The sequence below is a fragment of the Ureibacillus sp. FSL K6-3587 genome (assembly GCF_038593165.1).
GTDB classification, from domain to species: Bacteria; Bacillota; Bacilli; order Bacillales_A; family Planococcaceae; genus Ureibacillus; species Ureibacillus suwonensis.
In genome coordinates this window covers 2042827-2066287 of sequence record NZ_CP151969.1, presented here as the reverse complement: position 1 = coordinate 2066287, position 23461 = coordinate 2042827, and the positions used below count along the sequence as shown (strand labels likewise).

The following is a 23461-nucleotide window of genomic DNA, read 5'->3' as shown; positions in this document are numbered from 1 at the left end:
GGAGTTTTTCAAATGGTAACAAAAGAAACAACAGCTACAGATGTCATTAAAGTGTTTATTGCAGACCCATTAAGCGAAGACGGTATTTTCCCATTGCGCGAAGAAAAAGATTTGAACTTGGAAATCATCATTGACACTGGCAACTCCCAAGAAGAATTGATCCAAAAAATCAAAGGCGTGGATGCCTTGATCGTGCGCAGTGCGACAAAAGTGACTCGTGAAGTGATTGAAGCTGCAGATAAATTAAAATTGATCGGCCGCGCAGGGGTAGGGGTGGACAACATCGACTTGCAAGCTGCCACTGAACGCGGAATCATCGTTGTCAACGCGCCAGACGGAAATACAAACTCTGCCGCTGAACATACGATTGCGATGATGACATCTCTTGCTCGCCATATCCCTCAAGCGTATTTATCATTAAAAAATGGTAAATGGGACCGCAAGTCTTATGTTGGGGTTGAATTGAAAAACAAAACTTTGGGTGTTATCGGTTTTGGCCGTATCGGAACAGAAGTGGCGTTCAGAGCAAAAGGACAAAGAATGAATGTCATGGCCTATGACCCATTCTTGACTGAAGAACGCGCAAAAGAACTTGGCGTTACAAAAGCGACTGTCGATGAAATTTGCAAAGAAGCCGACTTCATTACAGTGCACACACCACTATTGCCTGAAACAAAAAATCTGATTAATAAAGAAAAATTCGCATTAATGAAACCAGGTGTGCGCATCATCAACTGCGCCCGCGGTGGAATCATCAACGAAGATGATTTATATGATGCCATCGTGGAAGGAAAAGTGGCAGGTGCCGCACTTGACGTATTCGTTGAAGAACCTGCAACAGACCATAAATTGCTCACATTGCCTCAAGTGATTGCAACTCCACACTTGGGTGCATCTACAGTAGAAGCGCAAGAATCTGTTGCCATCGACGTATCAAAAGACATTATCAAATACTTCAAAACTGGCACTGTGACAAACCCTGTTAACATGCCATCCATTCCAAAAGAATTGCTTGCTGAAGTGGAACCATTCTTTGAATTAGCTGAAAAACTTGGTTCTTTCTTATCTCAAGTAACAACTGAGCCATTGAAAGAAATTAACCTATACTATGCTGGAGAAATCGCCAATTTCGATGTACGCCCATTAACAGCGAATACATTGAAAGGCTACTTGAAGAAAACTCACGGCGAAAACGTGAACGACGTCAATGCCCGTTATTTGACTGAACGCGTCGGCGTGAAAATTAACGAAAATAAAACAACAACAGCCAAAGGTTTCACAAACTTAATTACAGTTGAAGTAAAAACAGCAAACGAAACACATTCTGTGGCTGGTACATTGTTAAATGGCCTTGGCGCCCGTATCGTAAAAGTGGAAAACTTTGTAGTGGACGTTGTTCCTGAAGGCCACTTATTATACATCAAAAACATCGACAAACCAGGGGCAATCGGCCGCGTTGCCACTAAACTTGCCGAAAAAGACATCAACATCGCAACAATGCAAGTGGGACGCGAACGTGTCGGCGGTTCCGCTGTCATGATTCTTGCCATCGATAATGAAGTGACATCAGAAGATTTGGCATATGTTGCAACATTAGAAAATATTGATGAAGTAAAAGCAATCACTCTATAAGCCCTGATATTTTATGAGCAGGCAAAGGACATGTTCCTTTGCCTGCTTTTTTCGTTGACTTGACTACTTGATGCTCTCATCCGCCATCCCGGTTTCATTGTCCAAAGAAAACTTTCCCCGCCCTTTAATTTTCATTTTTCTGCTCATACTATGGATGAACGAAAGGATGTGATGAACATTTTAACGGAAAAACAAATCGCCAAATTAAAAAAGCAGCTGATTGAAGAAAAAGAGGCATTAACGAAAAATTTGTCCGCCGACGAAAAACCTTTTGATAACGGCGGCATCCGGGATTCTGTGGATGAATTATCCACCGTCGACAACCATCCTGCCGACCTGGCAACGGAATTATTCGAAAGAGAAAAGGACCTTTCCTTAAAAATCCACCAGGAAGATGAATTATCGAAAATCAATGCTGCTTTGGAAAAAATCGAAAATGGTACATATGGAGTTTGTGAAGTGTGCAAAGAACCTATTCCATATGACCGTCTGGCAGCTATTCCATATACATCCTTCTGCATTGAACATGCCGAGGCGAAAGAAGTGCCGGCAGATCGGCCTGTGGAAGAAGACTTGCTGATTCCGCCAGTGGACAATTCCTTTGTGGAAAGGGAGCCTGATGGGAACATTCAAGATTTTGAGGATACTTTCCAAATCGTGGCGAAATACGGAACTTCGGAAACCCCATCGGATTTGGAAGGGGATACGGAAGATATCAACGAACTGTACGATGATCCCGAGGAATATGCCAACAACGATGAACCTCAATCCTTCCATGTTTCCCTGAAGGATGAAATTCCTTTCCCAATGTCAAAACGTGAAATTGAAGAAGCAAGCAAATACGATTATTTGGAATAAAACAATGCGAGACCAATTCCGTCTCGCATTGTTTTCAATCATTATGAGATTTTTTCGAGCAATTGCAAAAATTCCGTCAAAGAAGTCACTTCGTATGTCGGCACGATATCCGGATTTTTCGGTTTATTTTCACGGTTGATCCAAACATTTCTCATTCCTACTCTGGAAGAACCTAAAATGTCCGTATTCAAATTATCTCCAACCATAATGCCTTCATCCGGTGTAATTCCCGCTTTTTTCATCATGTATTCAAATAATGATGGATCCGGTTTCCCTTTTCCGAAATCGCCGGAGATGATCACATGGTCAAAATAAGGGCGGATTTCCGGAGTCAATGTCAATTTCAGATTTTGCAAACTTGGCGCACCGTTTGTAAGAAGCACCAATTGGTATTTTCCTTTTAACGCATCAAGCACTTTATAAGTATCCTCATAAACAAAAGGATGTTTCTTCCGTTCTTCGACAAAACGTTCTCCAAGCTCTGCACCAAGGGCTTCATCATCGATGCCCAATGCCTTCAAACCGTTTGTCCATGCATCTTTTCGATAGTTCGGCACAATGTTTTTCATTTTTTGGAAAGATTCAGTCGGATCGTCAAATGTCCCCCATAATCCTTCAAAAGGGTTGATTCCAATCAATACCGTATAATCGTAAATTTCATAGGATTCATACAGCTTTCTTGCTTCTGCGCGAACCGCTTCTTCCAATTGTTCCGGATCGAGTTCGTATTTTGTCGCGGCATATTCACATGTTTTTTCAAAAGCTGTTTTGATGCTTTTTTTATCCCAAAGCAACGTGTCATCTAAATCAAATACGATTGTAGTAATTGCCATTTCCAACTTCCCCTATTAGTTTTTTGTCACATTTTCTATTCTAACATATATTTCAATTCTATCCAGTGAGTAAATCAAATGAAACTTTATGAAACCCTTTTCGTATTAATATCAAATACTGTTTTTGAAAGGAGTCCATTTACATGTTAAAAAAATTCGCATCGGACGCGTTGGGGTTATCCGATATCGGAAAAGTGATCGAACCGCAAGATTATGATAAAACGGATTCAGATGATTATGTGTTGCACGAAATCGGGGAAAAAATATACTTTCTCATCAAAACAAAAGCGGATGAATATTGCTTTACGAATTTGGCGTTGATTCATGTGGACGGCGATTCGGCTGTCAGCAAAAAACGCACGTTAAAAAGATACGAATACAAATGGAACCCAATCAGCAACGTCTCTTTGGAAACAGCAGGAACCATCGATTTGGATGTGGAGATCAAATTTACAATTGGGAATACACCATTCAGCATCGATATCAGCAAAAACGAATTGGACAAGGTCAAAGATTTGTACAAAGCGCTTGTTGAAATGGAACGCATCATGAAATCCAATGATAAATATATGAAATTTGCCCAAGACAGTTTGGAATATGCGCAAAAAAGCATTTCCCACGGAATGGCGCAAGGTTCTCCGGCAGAATCCTTCAAAGCGATCGCCGAATTTACGAATGATTGGTTGACCAATATGAATAAAAAATATGCATATGACGACTATGGCAGCGTCTTTGAATTGTTTATCAACAATTAATCCATAAGTGAATAACGCCCGCGGATAATTGGTGGGCGTTATTTGGCATTTTGGAAGATGGCGGACATTTTCAGAAACTAAAAATGAGGTGGCATGATGAAAGAATTGACAAAAAAACGGTTAAAAGCCTGCGCGATTGATTTGGGAATCTCCACAGCCCTTTCCTTGACCATTGAATACTTTTTACGGAAAAAGGTGAAAAGTGAATTTGTACATAATGTGGTGACACCGACTGCCGTATTTTGGGGATTGGAATACGCCCAATTCAAATGCGGCGGCCAGACGATCGGCTATAAAATGATGGGATTGAAGCTTGAAAGTGAAGACGGCTCAACACCGACATGCAAACAAATTCTAAAGCGCTGCGCTTATCGCGATACGCTTGGACCTTTTGCCTATTTGAAAGACCGGGAAGCTTACGAAGGGGAAGACGGCTCGAGACTTGCCCAGGACCGTTTTGCCGGAACGGTTGTAAAGGAAATAGAGTGATTTCCTCATTAAGATTCTTTTCCCGCACTGAAAAAGAAAAATGGCTGGCTAAACGTATTTCTGCCAGCCATTTTATTTTATTGTCGTGAAAATGATATTTGCCAAAATGTTGACTATTATCGCCGGATTCGGAATTTTAATCGCCAAAATTGTGAACATATTCGCCAATCGTGAAATTTCATCCCTTGATTATAGCGATAATCGCAAGTAGCAGGCAGTTAATCGCCACTCCCCATTGCATTATCGCCAAAGGGATTAACTTAATCGCCAAACTGTTATTTTTTCAAATCCACCCCATACAACTGATCCAACATCTCAATTTTTTTCTCGATAGCCCCTTCAAAAGAAGCAATATATTGGAAAGGTTCCTTTGGATTGTAGTATTGGGTAATTGCTCCGGTTTCCGGATTAACGAATTTGGAGGCGGCGCCGCATCCGATTCCCACAATCGTTTGCACTTCTTCCATAATGACGATATTGTAGATGCTTTCCTCTCCAGGCTTTGAATAGCCGACATTCTCCAAATTCCCTAAAATATTTTTCTGCCGGTACAAATAATACGGATGGTAGCCGTTTGCGCGGGTCCACTCTTGGGCCATCTCCATCATCCGTGCCACCGTCGCCCGGTCCGCCACTTTGTACTTATCCTTATTTTTTGTCATTTCGGAAGCCCGTTTAAAGGATAAAGTATGTACCGTCAACGATTCCGGCATCAGCTTCTCCGTTTCATTCAAGGAATGCCGGAATTCTTCTATCCCTTCATTTGGCAACCCGATGATCAAATCCATATTGATATTGTTCATGCCTGAATTGCGGGCGAGCCAAAATTTATCGATGGTCTCCTGCACTGTATGATGGCGGCCGATCGCTTTCAATGTTTCATCCGTATAACTTTGCGGATTGACGGAAATGCGGTCAATTCCCCACTTTTTCAATACGGCCAATTTCTCCGGCGTAATCGTATCAGGACGGCCCGCTTCCACCGTAATTTCCCGGATGTTTTCCGGATTCGGAAAGGATTCATACATCGTTTGGTAAAGGGCATCCATCTCCTCCGCTTCAATGGATGTCGGCGTGCCGCCACCCCAATAGATCGAAGTCACTTTCATATCATGTTCCTTCAGCCATTTTCCAATTTCCCGCATCTCGATGTGCAATGCATCAAGGAAAGAAGCCACCCTTCCCGTCTTCCGGTTCGGTGCGATGGCATAGGCAGGGAAGGTGCAATAAGCGCATTTTGTCGGGCAGAAAGGAACGCCGATGTAAACAGAAACTTCTTTTCCGATTTCATCCAAATCCGGAATGGTTGTAAGTTGCCGCTCCACTATGGAATTTAATAAAGAAATTTTTTCGTCGGATACGCGAAAATCTTTTTTGAGCACTTCATTAATGTCATCACGGGCAAGGCCTTGTTTTCTCAATTTATGATAAAGTTTCGTTGGCCGAACGCCGGTTAGAATCCCCCACTGTTGCGTGATTCCCGTATATTGCTCCAAAACGTCCAACAATACATGGGACAACGCCCGCTTCATGCGGATGTTTTGCTCCCGGTCATTTCCATCATTGTCATATTGCTTGGAATATGTACTGTAAAACGTTTTTCCGTCCACTTCTAATTGGCACGCCGTGGAATAACAATTATTTTCCTGTTTATATTGAAAATGAACAGATAGATCCGGATCCTCTATCGATTCATAGAGTTTACTATCTTCGAAAAATAGGTTCGCGATATGCGTCAATACTTGAATCCAATCTTGCTTAAAACGTTCATGAACCAAAATTTTTTTCATCCATACCTCTTCCTTTAATGTTGTCTCTCAGATGAACTTAATTTTATCAGTGAACGTCCTGATTGACCATCCATTCACTTCTGTTTTTTTATGGCAATAAAAAAGACCACACCTTTCCGTGCGGTCCATTCTGTTCTTTCTTATAGCCCTTCGTAAATGGATTGGATCGGTTTGATTAAAGAACGATTCAATTCATCAATCAGGCGGCTTAATGCCATTTCAGCTTCAAATAACGCTGTAATTTTAGGATTTGCTTCCGCAAGTTGGAACACTTTTTGCAAATAGAATAATTCTTCCTCTTGCAATTCTTCCCCCTGCATTTGCATTTGTTGCAATTTTAATTGGGCATCACGGAACTGTGTGAAAATTGTTCTTGCTTCATCGTCATTACGAACGACTTCAACCGCCCCTTTTAATTGTTGAAATTCTTCCGTTTGACTGATGGAAGCTTCTACCTGTTGGATTGTTTCCAAAAAATTGCTCATTTTATCATTCCTATTCATTTTAATTTAACAATTGTACAATCAAGCCTTGCACGATACCAATCAACCCACCCAAAAATCCGCCTAAAAAGGTGATCATCATCAACTCGCGGCTTGCAATGCCCACTACAATCTCTTCCAATTTTTCGATTGGGAAAGAATCCACCTGTTCGCGGACAACTTCTTTTATATCTAATCGCTTCAGCACATCTTCAAGGTGGGATTCGGCGATTTCCAATGCTTTATCGACAACTTTAGGCATTATCTCATACTTGACCCATTCGTGTCCATTTGGGAAGTAGTAATGAATCGTTTTATTCAACCGCTCGTCAATGGCCAATTCTTTTTTGGCGTAGGATTGGATATTCATTAGTATTGGTTCTAATTGTATCTCATTTAAGTAATTCATGATAGGACGTTTTTTAACTTTTTCCCATTCATCATTCATGATATTCACAATTGAATGTTTTGTTTCCGATGAACGGAGAATGCGTACAAGCTCATGCTGGATCTTTGCCACAATGGAAGATGAATCGCTGAGAAACATTTGGAAAATGCCGCCGAGCGTTCCTTTGGATGCGAGAAAATCATTCAATAAATTTTTAATGGTAATTTCTCCGCTGGAAGATAAAATATAATCTTCCCCTTTAAGCAGCAAAGTATCCACCAATTCCGGAACTTTTTTATCCACCGTTTTCATGATGTCTTCCGGCACGATTTCTTCGATCGGTTTTGTGGACAAGGTTTGTTTTAATGCAACAAATTGTTTTTCAATAAATTCATCCACTCGCCCTTCGACTTTTTCAGGCACATCTTTGAATCCGGCCAGTTCCAGCCAGTCCTTCAATGTTTTGTTGTTTAAAAAAATCGCTTCTTCCGCTTTGGTTTGGGCAAACTGCAAAATCGCAAACCGGATTTCCGGAGAGAACAATTTGTTTTTGATGACATCCGGCGTCAATAAATAATCGTTGACCGTGATTCCGATTTGCCTTGCAAGTTCCCCCCTGCGTTTCGGAATCAAGCCGGGCGTGAAGGGCAACTTCCATTTTCCGATATACATTGGTTTATAAGGTCTAAAAATCATTTTGATTGCCAGAAAATTTGTCGCACTCCCGATGATTGCGCCGACAATTGCCATGAATAGTATGACTAATACTGCTTCCATTAAAATCCTCTTTTCTTCAAACTATGATTTCTCATTATAGCAGATGCCACTTTTGGACAAAAATATTAGCCCATACTGTTTAATACGATCATTATTCAATATTGTTTCATTCAGGCCCTTTCAAACATCGGTCCATAATAAGGATAAATTATTCTTTCATCAGAGGATTTAAAATTCCGCAGAAAATCGCATAATATAATAAATAGTATCGCTCACAATCTTCTGAAAATTTCAGAGACGATAATTTGTATTTTCAACAAAAATACGCTATTATTATTTTATTGAAATCAATTTTTTTGTAGGAGGTGTACTCCTCGTTTCACCCCTCATTCGGGCGTTGAAAGAGGAAAGTATTTGGACGGAGACATAGTAGGGCTGACCATAAAGTTAGCAATTTTTGTCTTATTAATTTTACTTTCAGGATTTTTCGTTGCCACCGAATTTGCGATTGTCAAAGTTCGGGCAACACGTATCGATCAATTGGTTGAAGAAGGCGACAAAAAAGCCATCAAGGCGAAAAAGTTGCTCGACAACCTCGATGAATATTTGTCGGCATGTCAATTAGGGATTACCATTACTTCATTAGGTTTAGGTTGGTTAGGGGAACCTACCGTACAAATGTTATTGCATCCATTATTCCAATGGATTGGCGTATCAGGACCTATAACCGAGTTTGTATCATTCATTATCGCCTTCAGTATCGTAACGTATCTCCATGTGGTTGCCGGTGAGTTGGCGCCAAAAACGTTAGCGATTACAAAGGCCGAATGGGTGACACTTAATTTTTCAGGAGCGCTGTATACATTTTATAAAGTGATGTACCCATTCATTCACTTGTTAAATATGTCTGCCCGTGGTTTGGCAAGATTATTCGGCGTGAAATCTTTCAATGAAAGCGACTCGGCCCATACGGAAGAAGAGCTTCGTATGATCATGGCTGACAGCTTCAAAAGCGGTGAAATCAAATATTCGGAATTTGAATATATGAACAGTATTTTCGAATTCTCAGACCGCACAGCCAAAGAAATTATGGTGCCGCGAACAGAAATAACAGCGATCGAAAAGGACGTAACTTTAAAAGAAGTATTCGAAGTAATGGAAGTGGAACAATACACCCGCTATCCGGTCATTGATGGCGACAAAGACCACGTGCTTGGATTAGTGAACTTGAAACATCTATTAACTGCATATATCAAAGATCCAAAAAATGCAGACAAACCCATTATGGATTATATGCAGCCAATCATTCGGGTAATTGAAACGGTCCCAATCAGCGACCTGTTATTGAAAATGCAACATGATCGTATACACATGGCGATTTTAATGGATGAATACGGAGGTACTTCCGGATTGGTAACCATCGAAGACATCATCGAAGAAATCGTCGGAGATATCCAAGACGAATTCGACGAAGATGAAATTCCTGAAGTACAAGTAATCAGCGATGGCCATTACATTATAGATGCAAAAATGCTAATTGAAGACGTCAATGAAATGTTAAATATTCATATTGATGATGAAGATATTGATACAATCGGTGGTTGGTTCTGGACTCAACGCTACGATGCCGTTGAAGGTGACAGCTTTGTTTATGATGGCTACGAATTCAAAATCAAAGAATTGGATGGTCACCATATTTTATACATTGAGGTCATCAAATTGCCAGAAGAACAACAAACAGATTTATATTCAATTGCCGAATAACGTGATGATATCAAAACGACTTTCTTGCAAAAGAAAGTCGTTTTGTCATGTTCGGAACTTTTGCAGGGAGGAAAAAAAGTGGAGCTTTATACAAATTTACGGGCAGGGGAAAAAGGCGCCTGGCTTTCCATTGGAACATACATTTTTCTTAGCGCGGCAAAACTTATAATTGGATATGTTGGAAATTCAGAAGCCCTAATAGCGGATGGACTGAATAATTCAACGGATATCATTTCATCGATTGCCATTTTAATTGGCCTGAAAATTTCCCAGCGCCCCCCGGATAAAAATCATCAATACGGTCATTTGCGTGCAGAAACGGTTGCATCCTTAATCGCATCTTTCATTATGATGGCAGTTGGTTTAGAAGTAATCTTTAATTCTATCATGAACATTTTTAACCCTGTTCGTGAAACACCATCCACTTTAACCATCTATGTTGCCCTAGGTTGCGCTTCTGTCATGTATGTAGTCTACCGTTACAATTTAGCGCTTGCCAAAAAAATTAAGAGTTCTGCACTTAAAGCTGCCGCCTTTGATAATCGTTCTGATGCCTTGGTGAGTGTTGGAACAGCCATCGGGATTTTCGCAGCAATCATCGGTTTTTCAATCCTTGATACGATTACCGCCCTCATCATTGGAATTATAATTATAAAAACCGCTGTTGAAATCTTTTGGGAATCTGTGCAAACTTTGACCGATGCCTTTGATACAGAAGATATTGAAACATTGTCTACCTTGATAAAAAATGTGGATGGAGTTATTAGTTTAGTGGATATCAAAGGAAGAACGCACGGAAATGCAACATTCATCGAAGTAACTGTTACGGTAAATCCTTACTTGAATGTATGGGAAAGCCACCACATTACAGAAAAAATTGAAGAAACAGTTAAAAAATTTGATATTAATTGTACAGTTCTTGTACATATTGAACCTCATGAGAAAAAATAGAAGATGCAGTAGGTTGTTTAAAGCCGATACTTGCGGTTTTTAAACAACCTTTTTATATCCTTTTGTGTAAATATAAACTTTTTTGGGGCCGGTTACTCCTTCATTTAGTATGGATACAACCAAGTTTGGAGCGTTTGCTTTCTCATTTCGTGCGGTTGCCTCCTCATTTGGTGCGGATACTACTCCCTTTCGTGCGGTTGCCTCCTCATTTGGTGCGGATACTACTCCATTTCGTGCGGTTGCCTCCTCATTTGGTGCGGATACTACTCCATTTCGTGCGGTTGCCTCCTCATTTGGTGCGGATACTGCTCCCTTTCGTGCGGTTGCTCCCTCATTTCGTGCGGATACTGCTCTATTTCGTACGGTTACCTCCTCATTTGGTGCGGATACTACTCCATTTCGTGCGGTTGCCTCCTCATTTGGTGCGGATACTGCTCCCTTTCGTGCGGTTACCTCCCCATTTGGTGCGGATACTACTCCATTTCGTGCGGATACTGCCCCCTTTCGTACGTTTACCTCCCCATTTGGTGCGGATACTGCTCCCTTTCGTGCGGTTACCTCCCCATTTGGTGCGGATACTACTCCATTTCGTGCGGTTGCTCCCTCATTTCGTGCGGATACTGCTCCCTTTCGTGCGGTTACCTCCCCATTTGGTGCGGATACTGCTCCCTTTCGTGCGGTTGCTCCCTCATTTCGTGCGGATACTGCTCCCTTTCGTGCGGTTGCTCCCTCATTTCGTGCGGATACTGCTCTATTTCGTACGGTTACCTCCTCATTTCGTGCGGATACTGCTCTATTTCGTACGGTTACCTCCTCATTTGGTGCGGATACTACTCCCTTTCGTGCGGATACTGCCCCCTTTCGTACGTTTACCTCCCCATTTGGTGCGGATACTGCTCCCTTTCGTGCGGTTACCTCCCCATTTGGTGCGGATACTGCATTGTTTCGTGCGTTTACCCCCATTGTTTACAAAAAAAGAACAAAACTAGAAACCAAATCGTTCCTAATTTTGCTCTTTTTTCACTAAACTACTTCCCGCTTCCTTCAGTCAATCCATGTTTAACGGCATACAAGGCGGCTTGCGTCCGATCTTGCACTTCCAGCTTTGTGAAAATATTGGAAATATGGGTTTTTACCGTCTTTTCGGTCACATAAAGGGATGCGGCAATTTCCCGATTGCTTTTGCCTTTCGTCAGTTCAGCCAGCACATCTTTCTCCCTTGGTGTCAACGGATTTTTGATGTGCGGCAAATTTTCTTCTTCCTTCAACGTTTCCTCCAGCTGCGTCGTCGCCACCGGATGCATGATGCTTTCCCCGCGCATCACTTGCCGGATGGAATTGACCAAATCATCCGGTTCAATATCCTTCAATTGATATCCCGCCGCTCCCGCTTCAATGGCCGGAACGACGTGATCTTTATCGGAGAAGCTTGTCAACATCAATATTTGCACTTCCGGCCATCTGGCTTTGATTTTTTTCGTCGCTTCGATTCCGTCCATCTCCGGCATGACCAAATCCATCAAAACGATATCCGGTTTCAATTGTTCCACGAGCTGAACCGCTTCCACCCCGTTTTTCGCTTCCCCCACGACTTCAATATCTTTTTGGGTTTTTAAGAAAAACTGCAATCCCCTGCGGACCACATGATGGTCATCCGCAATTAATACACGTATCATCTACTTCCCTCCTCAATAAGGCAACCGGACAAACAATTCCGTTCCTTTGCCGATTTCTGATACCCATTCAGCCGTTCCGCCAAGCGCAGTGGCCCGATCCCGTATCGATTGGAGACCCATCGAAGGGATTTTGGCATCCTGATCGATTTTAAAACCTCTGCCTTCATCTTTGATCACCAGCAAGATGTCCGTTTTGGTCACCGTCAGATAAATGGTCGCTTCCTGCACTCCTGCATGTTTCCGGATATTATTCAAAGCTTCCTGGGCAATGCGGAAAAGCGTTTCTTCCACCCTCGAAGGAAATTGAATCACGCCCGAAACATTGATGGTCAACTTTATTTTTAACATTTCCGCGTAAGCTTTGATGGCATCAATCAAACCGCTTTCCAAACCTTGTGGCCTCAATTGCCAAATGAGCGCCCGCATTTCCGTCAAGGCGGATTGGGTCAAATTCTGGATTTCTTTAAATGTTTCTTTTATATCTTCATCCTCCGTCATCTCCACTCCTGCACGGGCCGTCAATGTGACGGAAAACAACAGCTGGTTGACAGAATCGTGCAAATCGCGGGCCAAACGATTCCGCTCCCGGACCAAAGCCATTTCCTGCTCTTGTTTCGTCAAGTAGATGCGTTTGATGGCAGATCCGATTTGGAATGCCACCGATTCCAGCAGTTCCAACTCTTCTTCGGTATATTCAACGGTGTAAGGAGTGGCCACATTTAATATGCCGAACCGTTCATTCCCTGATTGCAATGGCACTGTTGCGTGATGGGTGATTCCCGCCGTATCCCCCACCTTCGCTTCAATCGCATTTTCAATTCGTTGGCATTCAATGATATTTGACGCTTTTTTCAATTGGTCACGCCGGAATCGGGATACGCACCAGCAACCGCCCTTTTTCAAATATTGGCAGTTATTGTGGCGCAAACCCTCCGGCAAATTTTCATGAACAACAAGATCAATCTTCCCTTTTTCATCAATGAAGAAAATCCAGCCGGTGCTGAAATTTGTCCCGTTCAAAAGCTTTCTCAGCGCACCCCTCAGCATCGGGATTAATTCCGTTTCCTCATTCAGCAATTCTGCAATCTCTTTTAACAATGTGATATTGGAATGGTCATTCACTGCCATGGCACACCTCGACAAATACTTTGTAATGTAATCATATCACTCCCTTACTTCTCTCGCATTTGTTGCACCCTCAGACTTTTGAATGAGATTCATTTTTCTTGAATTCGAAATGATTTCATTTTACTCCGAAGTCAAAACAATTTATAATCTAAACTGCATGGAAAACAATCTAGTAGGAGAGTTGAAATGAAAAAAAAATTGGAGAATAGTTTGCTATTTTTATGGTTAGTATCATTGGTAGCAACACTGGGTTCTTTATATTTTTCGGAAGTTCGCGGTTATGAACCATGTGAACTTTGCTGGTATCAACGGATCCTCATGTATCCGATTGTGCTCATTACTCTTGTGGCATATATCCAAAAAAATGCGCGCATCGCTGTGACAACAGCCGTATTTTCTTGTATTGGCGGAGCGATTTCCCTTTACCATTATGGAATCCAAAAATTGGACTTTTTGGCTGAAAGCGCACCAGCATGCGGAAGAGTTCCATGTACAGGGGAATATATTAACTGGCTCGGCTTTATCACCATCCCGTTTTTGGCGTTGGTTGCCTTTATTTTAATTGCGATCACCAGCTTTTATATGTTGAAAGTGATGAAGGAGGATCAATAGTTGAAAAAACTAGGAATTATTGCTGCCGTTGTTGTCATTTTATTCGGAATTATCATTGTCTTAACAAATTTATCAAACAAAAGCAAGCTGGAAAACAATCCATACGGAACGGACAATTTGAGACAATCCACCATTGATTTATTGGACGATGAAAATTATCAAAATATTATCTTACCGGATGATTTAAGAGAAAAAATTGCATCAGGTGAACCGGTTGTTGCCTACTTGTTCAGTCCTGAATGTCCGCACTGCAAAGAAATGACGCCGCGGCTCATGCCGATTGCAGAGGAAATGGGTGTTCATATCGACCAACTAAACATTTTGGAGTATGAAGAAGGTTGGGACGAGTATCATGTGGAAGCAACACCGACATTGATTTTCTTTAAAGATGGAAAAGAAGTGAACCGTATGGTGGGGGCACACCCTGATGAAAACATTCGCCAATTCTTTAAAGAAGTGGTATTAAAATAAAGAATTTGGAAATCGTGTTCTTATCGGACACGATTTTTCTATGGAGGAAATGAAATGCAGTTTCAATATGAAATTCCGCAAGATGGTTTGACGGTAGAATCGCTGTTGAGGGAAAAATGGCGGCTGGGCAAAAAACTGGTTCATGAACTAAGGATGGCGAAAGCGGTGAAAAATGCGGGCGGAGAATCGGTGAAATGGAACGAACCTTTAGCCAAAGGGACCATTCTCCATTTTTCATTGGATGTTTCTAAATCGGATTATCCGCCTGCCAAGGAATGCAATGTAAATATCCGGTACGAAGACGAACATATTTTGATTGTTTCCAAACCTAAAGGGATGAGCACCCATCCGAATGGGGAAAAAGATAAAGATACTTGCATGAATCATGTCATGGCTTATATGAAGAAAAAGGGGGTGGTGTATGCAGAGCATGTTCATCGGCTTGACCAAGGAACAGAAGGGCTTCTCATTGTAGCAAAGCACCCGATTGCCAAATCCGTTTTTGATCGCATGATTGAAGAAAAATCCATTATCCGGACTTATGAAGCGGAAGTTCAAGGGGTAATCAAAGAAAAAAGCGGCACCATCAATGCCCCCATCGGAAGAGACCGGCATCATCCGACCCGCCGAATCGTTTCCAAATCCGGGCAACATGCAGTAACTCACTTTAAGGTAGTCGAGAGAAAAGCACATTCAACGATTGTTCATTTGCAGTTGGAGACGGGACGCACCCATCAAATCCGGGTGCACATGGCGCATATCGGCCACCCGATTGTGGGGGACACTTTATATGGAGCCCGGAAATCGAAAACGGGCAATTACAAGCTTCACGCCATTCAATTGGAATTTGAGCATCCGTTTTTAAATAAAAAAATCCTTGTAAAAGATCAGGAAGGCGCTGCTGGTTCCCTGCAATAACATAAAAAGGGCCTGACCAATTTGTCCTTTTGGGTCAGGCTTGATTCTTATCCCTTTTTTTCTTGAAGGGGATTGTCCACAATAACCCCAGAAACATAAATTTGATGATCCCCATCATCATATAAAACTTTTCCTATATTGCTTTCCGGATCGCTCAAATCCAGCATGACGGAATAATGTTCCTCTATCGTCTCCAAATCAAGGGAAGAATCCTCATCATTAGCTATACTTCTAAATCTGATAAGTAGATACGGCCATCCAAATCAATAAGCCGGCAATCAGAAAACCAAAAAATATCCCCTTAAATAATTTCCCTTTCATGAATCCCATCCCGTTCATTTCAGTACCTTTAAATAAAAAGTACATCACCAAATGATCGTGATGTACTTCTGCTTTCAAGAATGCCGAAAATTTGCCTAAAAATCAAAATGGAAATTGTCCGGATTTTGGCCAAAGCGTTCATTTTTATTCATCGCTTTAATTTCCGCCATCTCTTCATCCGATAGTTCAAAATCGAATATTTGCATGTTTTCCGCAATGCGGCTTGGCGTTACGGATTTTGGAATGGTGATTGTATCGTTTTGATAGTGCCAGCGCAACACAATTTGTGCAGGAGTTTTTCCGTGTTTATTCGCCAGTTTCACCAACGTTTCATCATTTAAAATGCGGCCTTTGCCAATCGGCGCCCATGCTGTGACCGCAATATTGTGCTCTGCGCAAAACGCTCTCAATTCATCCTGCTGCAAATATGGATGGCATTCCACTTGATTCACCATCGGCTTCACATTCGCGTATGCAAAGAGTTTTTCCAAATGATGCTGATGGTGGTTGGATACCCCTGGCACGCGGATCAACTTTTCCTCATACAGCCGCTCGATGGCACGGAAAGTATCCACAAATTTGTCCTCCACCGGCCAGTGGGTCAAATAAAGATCCACATAATCCAACCCCAATTTTTTCAAAGATGTTTCAAAGGCGCGGAGGGTTTCATCATAACCTTGATCGCTATTCCATACTTTCGTTGTCACGAAAATTTCCTCCCGCGGAATGCCACTTTCACGGATGGCTTCCCCCACTTCCCTTTCATTGTTGTAGAGTGCGGCAGTATCAATCGCCCGATACCCCAGCTCCAACGCTTTAGAAATCGCATTCAACGCTTCTTCCCGGTCTTCCATTTTATAAACACCCAACCCCAAATAAGGCATCTCAACCCCATTGGCCAATGTTTTTGTCGGTATTGCCATAAAATCACTCCTTCAACATTCATTAACACTATTATAAACTGAAAATTTTCAAGAAATAAATCATATCGTTTCAATCGAAATTATTAGAATTAGTATATGAATCTTTTATCATAGAAAATGTCGTAAAAAAAATAGCAATATTTTCTCTTTTAAGTTAAAATATTCTTTAATAAGTAGTAAATTTAAGTTATAAAATCTTCTTTCTCAAAATATATAAATTGAGAGGGATCAAACAAAGGGGGGAGTATGTTTATATGATGGACACACCTTTATTATTGACAAGTTTTTTAAAACGGGCTGAGCGCTACTATCCGGAGAAATTGATCATTTCCCGTACAGCCCCGGACACAATTCACCGTATTCCTTACAAAGAATATGTCAAACGCACGAGGAAACTTGCAAGCGCTCTTACAAAGCTGGGCATGAAACCTGGTACGAAAGTCGGTTCTTTCGCATGGAACCATCACCGTCATTTGGAAGCATACTTTGCAGTACCTTGCGCTGGCGCCGTCTTGCATATGATCAACATCCGCCTTTCACCGGAACATATCATTTATGTAATCAATCATGCCGAAGATGAAATTTTATTGGTTGATGGGGACCTGTTCCCATTATTTGAGAAAGCCATTCCGTATTTGAAGACAGTGAAACATATTGTCGTCATGCAGGATGATAAAACGGTTCCTGAATCCTCTTTCCCTAATGTGCACTCGTATGAGCAATTGATCGAGGAAGCGGACGAATTTGAATTTCCTGAAAATTTAGACGAAAATTCCCCGGCAGGCATTTGTTATACAAGTGCAACGACCGGAATGCCAAAAGGGGTTGTGTATACGCACCGCGGGTTGGTGCTTCATAGTTTGATTCTCGGGTTGGCGGACAGCATGGGCATATGTGAAAAAGATGTCATCATGCCGGTTGTGCCAATGTTCCATGTGAATGCATGGGGAATGCCATTTGCCGCAGTGAATTACGGTACAACACAAGTTTTGCCTGGTCCACATTTTACCCCAAGTTTACTGCTTGATTTAATCGAACAGGAAAAAGTGACATTGACTGCAGGGGTGCCAACGATTTGGCTCGGCGTTCTCCAGGAGCAGGAGAAAAACCCTCGGGATCTTTCTTCTTTAAGAGGCATAGTTTCCGGCGGTTCCGCTTCACCAAAAGGGCTCATTCAAGCCTTTGAAGACAAATATAATGTTCCGTTCATCGTCGGCTACGGTATGACGGAAACATCACCGATTGTATCCCTTTCCCACTATACTTCCGCAATGGAAGATTGGACAAGGGAGCAAAAATTGGATATACGCGCAACGCAAGGGCTCACTGTTCCGTTGCTTGATACGGAAGTTGTCAATGATGAAGGTGTTGTTCCTTGGGATGGAAAAACGATGGGAGAACTTCGCATTCGTGGTCCTTGGATTGCCCATGAATATTACAAAGATGAACGAACAAAAGAAGCGTTCCGCGACGGTTGGCTCTATACAGGAGACATCGCGGTTGTGACACCGGAAGGCTATATCAAAATTACGGACCGTACGAAAGATTTGATCAAGAGCGGCGGCGAATGGATATCTTCCGTCGATTTGGAAAATGCCCTCATGACCCATGAAGCGGTGTTGGAAGCGGCGGTGATTGCCATTCCTCATGAAAAATGGCAGGAACGTCCACTGGCATGTGTCGTTTTAAAAGAAGGAAAACAGGCGACCAAAGAAGAACTGCTTGATTACTTGCGCGGCCAATTTGCAAAATGGTGGATTCCGGATGATGTGGTCTTCTTAAAAGAAATTCCGAAAACTTCAGTCGGCAAATTCCTGAAAGCGAAACTGCGCGAAGAATTAAAAGATTATAAAGTGCAAGCGTAAAGGATTGAAGAGGATGTTCATAAAGTCGATGCTTTGTGGACATCCTCTGAATTTTTTCAGTTTCTCCTTTTCAATCTTTCATCTTTATTTGGATGGTCGACCACATCCGATTGGATCGGATCCGGAATGCGATTATCCTCCTCCAGCTGCTCCCCGTCCCTCAATCGATCCATCTGTTTTCCCAACCAGATGCAGTCTTCCATATTATTTGTCATATGTCCGCTTTCAGGCATTTCATTCCGATTTTCCACAATGATCCCTCCTTATGTTGATACTAGATATTGTGAACAAAACGTTAAAAAAAATGATATAGTAAACTTAATTTAATTCAGCTATACTAAATTAGAGATATCAATTACTTAGGAGGTATACTTCCATGGGTACTGTTTTAATTCTTATTGTATGTCTATCATTTATCACAGCGATTTTAACAGCAGGCCGTGAAGGAGATTATAAAGAAGAATAATCTCTTACTTATTAGAGCTATCATAAAAAGGCAATCCTGATTAATCGGGATTGCCTTTTTATTTTCTTGACATTTTCAGCTTATCAAAATAAACTTAGTTACATAAAGTAAGTTTGTGAAAATAATTAACTGTAGGAGATAGGAAATGACAACACATTTTCATAAAAAACCGAACACGTATGTTTCTCATGTTCAAATAAAAGTGTCCAATTTGGAGCGTTCCGTGGAGTATTATAAAAATGTCATCGGATTTCAAGTTTTGGGGCAGACGGATCATACGGCCGCCTTTACAACGGATGGAAAAACGAGCATTTTATCCATCGAAGAAGTGAAGGATGCATTGCCTTTGCAAAGGGGGCAAACCGGCCTTTACCACTTTGCGATTCTGCTTCCTACCCGGAAAGATTTAGGGAATTTCATCCAGCATATTTCCGAACTGAATGTTCCGATTGGTGCAGGCGACCACCATGTAAGTGAAGCGATTTATTTGTACGATCCGGATGGAAACGGCATTGAAGTGTATGCGGACCGGCCGGAAGAGGAATGGATTTGGAATGGGAATACGGTTTATATGACGACGGAACCGATGAATTTCCGTTCTCTTCTAGCAATAGCAGATGGCACTTGGAATGGATTGCCTGAAGGAACGGTGATGGGGCATATTCATTTATCCGTCGCTGATTTGCGGAAAACGGAAGCATTTTATACGAAGGCTTTAGGGTTTGAAGTGGTGACAAGATACGGAAGCCGGGCACTTTTCATCTCAACCGGAAAATATCATCATCATATCGGTTTGAATACTTGGGAAAGCTTGGGAGGCTCCCCTGCTCCGGAAAACAGTGTTGGATTGAAGTCCTATACATTGGTGATGGATAATGAGGAAAAAGCAGAGTTAGTGAAAAAGAATTTGAAAGAGCTGGGGCATGTAGTGGAGATATTTGAAGAGGCTCCGAAATTTGGTGGAAGCCAGGCATTTTCCACTGTTGATCCTTCCGGCATTCGAATTGTTTTTACATTGGATGGGGAATAAATGGATATTATGTTTATGGGGTTCTATTCGTAGGAATAGAACTTTTTTTCATGAAGGATGGAGTTTTTTGGAGAGATATTTGCAGGGGATTCACTTTAATTAAGGTGGGATGTGCAAAGAAGGTAATGGTTGCACTATACGCACGAAAGTTGGGGGCATCCGCTTCTAATGTTGCTTTATATGCACTAAAAGTGGTATCATCCGCTCCAATTGTTGCTCTAAATGCACGAAAGGGAGTTGCTTCCGCTCCAATTGTTGCTCTATATGCACTAAAGGAGAGGGCATCTGCTCCTAATGTTGTTCTATTCGCACTAAAGGGTGTTGTATTCGCTCCTAATGTTGCTCTATATGCACTAAAGGGAGCTGTATCCGCTCCAATTATTGCTCTATACGCACTAAAAGTGGCACCATCCGCTCCAATTATTGCTCTATACGCACTAAAAGTGGCACCATCCGCTCCAATTGTTGCTCTATACGCACTAAAGGAGGAGGTATCCGCTCCAATTGTTGCTCTATACGCACTAAAAGTGGCACCATCCGCTCCAATTATTGCTCTATACGCACTAAAGGAGGAGGTATCCGCTCCAATTGTTGCTCTATACGCACTAAAGGGAGTTGCTTCCGCTCCAATTGTTGATCTATATGCACTAAAGGGAGTTGCTTCCGCTCCAATTGTTGCTCTATATGCACTAAAGGAGGAGGTATCCGCTCCAATTGTTGCTCTATACGCACTAAAAGTGGCACCATCCGCTCCAATTATTGCTCTATACGCACTAAAGGAGGAGGTATCCGCTCCAATTGTTGCTCTATACGCACTAAAAGTGGCACCATCCGCTCCAATTATTGCTCTATACGCACTAAAAGTGGCACCATCCGCTCCAATTATTGCTCTATACGCACTAAAAGTGGCACCATCCGCTCCAATTGTTGCTCTATATGCACTAAAGGAGGAGGTATCCGCTCCAATTGTTGCTCTATACGCACTAAAAGTGGCACCATCCGCTCCAATTGTTGCTCTATACGCACTAATAGTGGCACCATCCGCTCCAATTATTGCTCTATATGCACTAAAGGAGGAGGTATCCGCTCCAAATGATATCCTATGAGCACTAAAGGAGTCACCATATCCACTATTTGATGCATATACGCGCAAGTTGAAGCCTTATCTGAGCAAGGGCACACCTTATCCGAGCAAGTGACCACTCTATCCGAGCAAGCTAACTCCTTATCCGAGCAAGTGACCACTCTATCCGAGCAAGCTAACTCCTTATCCGAGCAAGTGACCACTCTATCCGAGCAAGCTAACTCCTTATCCGAGCAAGTGACCACTCTATCCGAGCAAGCTAACTCCTTATCCGAGCAAGTTGACTCTCTATCCGAGCAAGATCACACCCCATCCGCACAAGTCACCACTCTATCCGTACAAGTCACCACTCTATCCGAGCAAGTCAACACCCCATCCGCACAAGTCCCACTCTATCCGAGCAAGATCACACCCCATCCGTACAAGTTACCACTCCAGGCAAGCTGACACTACATACGCTCAAGTCAACACCCCCGCAAAATAAACACCCCATCATAGAAAAAGCGAAATGGGAAAATCATCAGTTCTCCCATTTCGCCATTTTTCATTCCATTCCCGGGAAATTTTGTTGACGCAGCGCTTCATAAATAATAATAGCCGCGGAATTCGATAAATTAAGGGAACGCACTTTATCCGTTTGCGGAATTCGAAGCACCCGGTCGATGTGTTCATATGCAAAATCTTTTGGCAATCCGGTCGTTTCTTTTCCGAACATGAAATAAATATCCTTCTCTTTGTCGCTGAAATCAAAATCGGAATAAGGGCGATCGCTATAAGTTTCAATCAAATAAAGTTCTCCATCTTTCATATATTCAAGAAAATCTTCCAAGGAATCGTGATACACGATATTCACATGCTTCCAATAATCCAACCCTGCCCGTTTCAACATTTTATCCTCCGTCGAAAAACCAAGCGGCCGAATTAAATGCAACGTTGTGTTCGTTGCGGCACAAGTGCGTGCAATGTTTCCGGTATTTGCTGGAATTTCTGGTTGATATAATACGATATGTAGTGGCAAAACTAGACACTTCCTTCTATTATACTTCACTAAATCATAGGGACTAGCCTCGTCCCAATAATTCCAGTCCCTTTCCGATTTCACGGAGCACCTCTTCATCCTTTTCCTGCTGAAGGGCTTCAAGCAATGCTTCTTTCGCCTGCTCCCCTCCAATGACGCCAAGAGCCCATGCGGAAGTTCCGCGAATCACCGGCCGTTCATCATTCTTCAACAATTCAATCAATTCCGGAACCGCCGATTGCTCCTTAAAATGGGCAAGGGCGAGAATGGCATTGCGCTGGATCGGCTTTTTCCCGCGCCAAGAGCCCGCCATCGTGCCGAATTTCCTTTTGAACTCTTTATTCGAAAGGTTCAATAGCGGCACAAGAAGCGGCTTTGCTAATTCAGGATCCGGCATAAATTCTTCATGAATCCAATTCGCCTTTCCTTTATTTTTTGGACAAACCGTTTGGCACGTGTCGCAGCCGTAAACCCGGTTTCCGATTTCTCTGCGAAATTCATCCGGCAAATAATCTTTCGTCTGCGTAAGAAAGGCGATGCATCGCTTTGAATTTAACCGTCCTGCCTCCACCAATGCGCCAGTCGGGCAAATATCCAGGCACAACCGGCAATCACCGCATTCATTTTCAATCGGTGCATCCGGCGGAAAAGGAATATTGGTAATCATTTCGCCCAAGTAGACATATGAACCGAACTCCGGCGTGATGATTGAGCAGTTTTTCCCGCTCCAACCAATCCCTGCCCGTTCCGCAACTGCCCGGTCAACCAATTCCCCCGTATCCACCATCGATTTCACGGAGACATCCGGCACTCTTTCCCGCAGCCATTGTTCCATCAAATCGAGCCGTTCTTTTACCGCCACATGATAATCCAATCCCCATGAAGCTCTGGCGAAGATGCCTCTCCGTTCCCCTTTTTTCCCTGCCGGCGGATTTTTCATTTTGGATGGATAAGCGAGGGCAATGGCAATAATGCTTTCCCCTTCCGGCAACAGCTTTTTTGGATCCGTCCGCTTCTCAACATCCCGTTCTTCAAAACCGGACTGGTAATTCAATGCCTGCTGCCTTATCAACCGATTTTTCATTTCCTCAAAAGGAGAAGCAGTGGTAAAGCCGATTTTATCCACCCCAATGGATTTCGCATATTCGATTAAATCACTTTTTAACTGTTCAATGTTCATCTCGAAACTGCCGCCCGGAAGAGCCGCAATTTTGCACCTCCCTCCATTACACATCCGACTACTTTCCTCAAACATTTATGGTACAATAAGGTTACAAATTGTTGGCAGGT

The 23461-nt window shown here is 42.4% G+C and carries 24 protein-coding genes; 12 read left to right on the top strand and 12 right to left on the bottom strand.

The features are described from left to right. Positions 1–12 precede the first annotated feature (12 nt). Positions 13–1632, top strand: coding sequence for a phosphoglycerate dehydrogenase (serA, locus tag NSS77_RS10225; RefSeq protein ID WP_342468661.1), 1620 nt, complete (start codon positions 13–15; stop codon positions 1630–1632). Between the two features lie 171 nt (positions 1633–1803). Further along, complete coding sequence (locus NSS77_RS10220) at positions 1804–2490, top strand: TraR/DksA C4-type zinc finger protein (protein WP_342471253.1); 687 nt, start codon at positions 1804–1806, stop codon at positions 2488–2490. Positions 2491–2531: 41 nt separating this feature from the next. Here the strand turns inward: NSS77_RS10220 and NSS77_RS10215 are convergent, their stop codons facing one another. Next, complete coding sequence (locus NSS77_RS10215; protein ID WP_342468660.1) at positions 2532–3323, bottom strand: HAD family hydrolase; 792 nt, start codon at positions 3321–3323, stop codon at positions 2532–2534. A gap of 143 nt (positions 3324–3466) precedes the next feature. Here NSS77_RS10215 and NSS77_RS10210 point away from each other — a divergent pair, with 143 nt between their 5' ends. Beyond that, entirely contained in the window at positions 3467–4078 is a 612-nt protein-coding gene (locus NSS77_RS10210) for a PH domain-containing protein (protein ID WP_342468659.1), read from the top strand. A gap of 96 nt (positions 4079–4174) precedes the next feature. After that, positions 4175–4567, top strand: a complete 393-nt coding sequence (locus NSS77_RS10205) for an RDD family protein (RefSeq protein ID WP_342468658.1) — start codon at positions 4175–4177, stop codon at positions 4565–4567. Between the two features lie 275 nt (positions 4568–4842). Here the strand turns inward: NSS77_RS10205 and NSS77_RS10200 are convergent, their stop codons facing one another. The 3 genes from NSS77_RS10200 to NSS77_RS10190 form a co-directional block, all read right to left on the bottom strand. Beyond that, on the bottom strand, positions 4843–6357 hold the full coding sequence (locus tag NSS77_RS10200; protein ID WP_342468657.1) for a coproporphyrinogen III oxidase: 1515 nt from the start codon (positions 6355–6357) through the stop codon (positions 4843–4845). 140 nt (positions 6358–6497) lie between these two features. After that, positions 6498–6842 carry a YlbF family regulator gene (locus tag NSS77_RS10195; RefSeq protein WP_342468656.1) on the bottom strand — a complete coding sequence of 115 codons (345 nt, stop codon included), beginning with the start codon at positions 6840–6842 and terminating at the stop codon, positions 6498–6500. 19 nt (positions 6843–6861) lie between these two features. Continuing rightward, the gene (locus NSS77_RS10190) at positions 6862–8004 is read right to left on the bottom strand and encodes a DUF445 family protein (RefSeq protein WP_342468655.1); all 1143 of its coding nucleotides are present in this window, start codon (positions 8002–8004) and stop codon (positions 6862–6864) included. Positions 8005–8358: 354 nt separating this feature from the next. Between NSS77_RS10190 and NSS77_RS10185 the strand changes: the two genes are divergently transcribed. Together NSS77_RS10185 and NSS77_RS10180 are read left to right on the top strand one after the other, a co-directional pair. Further along, the gene (locus NSS77_RS10185) at positions 8359–9708 is read left to right on the top strand and encodes a hemolysin family protein (RefSeq protein WP_342468654.1); all 1350 of its coding nucleotides are present in this window, start codon (positions 8359–8361) and stop codon (positions 9706–9708) included. Between the two features lie 78 nt (positions 9709–9786). Further along, entirely contained in the window at positions 9787–10659 is an 873-nt protein-coding gene (locus NSS77_RS10180; protein ID WP_342468653.1) for a cation diffusion facilitator family transporter, read from the top strand. Between the two features lie 39 nt (positions 10660–10698). Here the strand turns inward: NSS77_RS10180 and NSS77_RS10175 are convergent, their stop codons facing one another. From NSS77_RS10175 to NSS77_RS10165, 3 genes are all read right to left on the bottom strand, one after another. Continuing rightward, positions 10699–11622, bottom strand: a complete 924-nt coding sequence (locus NSS77_RS10175) for a hypothetical protein (protein ID WP_342468652.1) — start codon at positions 11620–11622, stop codon at positions 10699–10701. A gap of 65 nt (positions 11623–11687) precedes the next feature. Continuing rightward, positions 11688–12335 carry a response regulator transcription factor gene (locus NSS77_RS10170; RefSeq protein WP_342468651.1) on the bottom strand — a complete coding sequence of 216 codons (648 nt, stop codon included), beginning with the start codon at positions 12333–12335 and terminating at the stop codon, positions 11688–11690. Positions 12336–12347: 12 nt separating this feature from the next. Next, a complete protein-coding gene (locus NSS77_RS10165; RefSeq protein ID WP_342468650.1) occupies positions 12348–13463 on the bottom strand; it encodes a GAF domain-containing sensor histidine kinase in 1116 nt (371 codons plus the stop codon). A gap of 186 nt (positions 13464–13649) precedes the next feature. Between NSS77_RS10165 and NSS77_RS10160 the strand changes: the two genes are divergently transcribed. The 3 genes from NSS77_RS10160 to NSS77_RS10150 are packed head-to-tail and all read left to right on the top strand — an operon-like array spanning position 13650 to position 15464. Then, on the top strand, positions 13650–14075 hold the full coding sequence (locus NSS77_RS10160) for a disulfide oxidoreductase (protein ID WP_342468649.1): 426 nt from the start codon (positions 13650–13652) through the stop codon (positions 14073–14075). Beyond that, on the top strand, positions 14076–14546 hold the full coding sequence (locus NSS77_RS10155; protein WP_342468648.1) for a thioredoxin family protein: 471 nt from the start codon (positions 14076–14078) through the stop codon (positions 14544–14546). A 54-nt stretch (positions 14547–14600) separates the two neighbouring features. Next, the gene (locus NSS77_RS10150) at positions 14601–15464 is read left to right on the top strand and encodes an RluA family pseudouridine synthase (protein WP_342468647.1); all 864 of its coding nucleotides are present in this window, start codon (positions 14601–14603) and stop codon (positions 15462–15464) included. A gap of 47 nt (positions 15465–15511) precedes the next feature. Here NSS77_RS10150 and NSS77_RS10145 read toward each other — a convergent pair whose 3' ends face one another. Both NSS77_RS10145 and NSS77_RS10140 read right to left on the bottom strand, forming a co-directional pair. After that, positions 15512–15661: a hypothetical protein gene (locus NSS77_RS10145; RefSeq protein ID WP_342468646.1), complete on the bottom strand. Its 150-nt coding sequence runs from the start codon at positions 15659–15661 to the stop codon at positions 15512–15514. A 219-nt stretch (positions 15662–15880) separates the two neighbouring features. Further along, a complete protein-coding gene (locus NSS77_RS10140) occupies positions 15881–16708 on the bottom strand; it encodes an aldo/keto reductase (protein WP_342468645.1) in 828 nt (275 codons plus the stop codon). A 254-nt stretch (positions 16709–16962) separates the two neighbouring features. Here NSS77_RS10140 and NSS77_RS10135 point away from each other — a divergent pair, with 254 nt between their 5' ends. After that, complete coding sequence (locus tag NSS77_RS10135; protein WP_342468644.1) at positions 16963–18573, top strand: long-chain fatty acid--CoA ligase; 1611 nt, start codon at positions 16963–16965, stop codon at positions 18571–18573. Between the two features lie 56 nt (positions 18574–18629). On the opposite strand, the gene NSS77_RS10130 is transcribed toward NSS77_RS10135, so the two are convergent. Further along, entirely contained in the window at positions 18630–18824 is a 195-nt protein-coding gene (locus NSS77_RS10130) for a hypothetical protein (RefSeq protein ID WP_342468643.1), read from the bottom strand. A gap of 360 nt (positions 18825–19184) precedes the next feature. On the opposite strand from NSS77_RS10130, the gene NSS77_RS10125 reads away from it, so the two are divergent. Together NSS77_RS10125 and NSS77_RS10120 are read left to right on the top strand one after the other, a co-directional pair. Continuing rightward, the gene (locus tag NSS77_RS10125) at positions 19185–20069 is read left to right on the top strand and encodes a VOC family protein (protein ID WP_342468642.1); all 885 of its coding nucleotides are present in this window, start codon (positions 19185–19187) and stop codon (positions 20067–20069) included. A gap of 50 nt (positions 20070–20119) precedes the next feature. Then, on the top strand, positions 20120–21175 hold the full coding sequence (locus NSS77_RS10120; protein ID WP_342468641.1) for a hypothetical protein: 1056 nt from the start codon (positions 20120–20122) through the stop codon (positions 21173–21175). Between the two features lie 522 nt (positions 21176–21697). On the opposite strand, the gene trmL is transcribed toward NSS77_RS10120, so the two are convergent. Both trmL and queG read right to left on the bottom strand, forming a co-directional pair. Continuing rightward, entirely contained in the window at positions 21698–22171 is a 474-nt protein-coding gene (trmL, locus tag NSS77_RS10115) for a tRNA (uridine(34)/cytosine(34)/5-carboxymethylaminomethyluridine(34)-2'-O)-methyltransferase TrmL (protein ID WP_342468640.1), read from the bottom strand. A gap of 43 nt (positions 22172–22214) precedes the next feature. Next, positions 22215–23351, bottom strand: a complete 1137-nt coding sequence (gene queG, locus NSS77_RS10110; RefSeq protein ID WP_342468639.1) for a tRNA epoxyqueuosine(34) reductase QueG — start codon at positions 23349–23351, stop codon at positions 22215–22217. Positions 23352–23461 lie beyond the last annotated feature (110 nt).

What these genes read in the sequence shown, in the direction of transcription:
- NSS77_RS10120 (WP_342468641.1), top strand. Translation starts at nt 20,120, where the DNA reads ATGAAGGATGGAGTTTTTTGGAGAGATATTTGCAGGGGATTCACTTTA.
- NSS77_RS10200 (WP_342468657.1), bottom strand. Translation starts at nt 6,357, where the DNA reads ATGAAAAAAATTTTGGTTCATGAACGTTTTAAGCAAGATTGGATTCAA.
- NSS77_RS10135 (WP_342468644.1), top strand. Translation starts at nt 16,963, where the DNA reads ATGATGGACACACCTTTATTATTGACAAGTTTTTTAAAACGGGCTGAG.
- NSS77_RS10175 (WP_342468652.1), bottom strand. Translation starts at nt 11,622, where the DNA reads ATGGGGGTAAACGCACGAAACAATGCAGTATCCGCACCAAATGGGGAG.
- serA (WP_342468661.1), top strand. Translation starts at nt 13, where the DNA reads ATGGTAACAAAAGAAACAACAGCTACAGATGTCATTAAAGTGTTTATT.
- NSS77_RS10215 (WP_342468660.1), bottom strand. Translation starts at nt 3,323, where the DNA reads ATGGCAATTACTACAATCGTATTTGATTTAGATGACACGTTGCTTTGG.
- NSS77_RS10125 (WP_342468642.1), top strand. Translation starts at nt 19,185, where the DNA reads ATGACAACACATTTTCATAAAAAACCGAACACGTATGTTTCTCATGTT.
- queG (WP_342468639.1), bottom strand. Translation starts at nt 23,351, where the DNA reads ATGAACATTGAACAGTTAAAAAGTGATTTAATCGAATATGCGAAATCC.
- NSS77_RS10160 (WP_342468649.1), top strand. Translation starts at nt 13,650, where the DNA reads ATGAAAAAAAAATTGGAGAATAGTTTGCTATTTTTATGGTTAGTATCA.
- NSS77_RS10170 (WP_342468651.1), bottom strand. Translation starts at nt 12,335, where the DNA reads ATGATACGTGTATTAATTGCGGATGACCATCATGTGGTCCGCAGGGGA.
- NSS77_RS10205 (WP_342468658.1), top strand. Translation starts at nt 4,175, where the DNA reads ATGAAAGAATTGACAAAAAAACGGTTAAAAGCCTGCGCGATTGATTTG.
- NSS77_RS10150 (WP_342468647.1), top strand. Translation starts at nt 14,601, where the DNA reads ATGCAGTTTCAATATGAAATTCCGCAAGATGGTTTGACGGTAGAATCG.
- NSS77_RS10195 (WP_342468656.1), bottom strand. Translation starts at nt 6,842, where the DNA reads ATGAGCAATTTTTTGGAAACAATCCAACAGGTAGAAGCTTCCATCAGT.
- NSS77_RS10190 (WP_342468655.1), bottom strand. Translation starts at nt 8,004, where the DNA reads ATGGAAGCAGTATTAGTCATACTATTCATGGCAATTGTCGGCGCAATC.
- NSS77_RS10165 (WP_342468650.1), bottom strand. Translation starts at nt 13,463, where the DNA reads ATGGCAGTGAATGACCATTCCAATATCACATTGTTAAAAGAGATTGCA.
- NSS77_RS10140 (WP_342468645.1), bottom strand. Translation starts at nt 16,708, where the DNA reads ATGGCAATACCGACAAAAACATTGGCCAATGGGGTTGAGATGCCTTAT.
- NSS77_RS10220 (WP_342471253.1), top strand. Translation starts at nt 1,804, where the DNA reads ATGAACATTTTAACGGAAAAACAAATCGCCAAATTAAAAAAGCAGCTG.
- NSS77_RS10210 (WP_342468659.1), top strand. Translation starts at nt 3,467, where the DNA reads ATGTTAAAAAAATTCGCATCGGACGCGTTGGGGTTATCCGATATCGGA.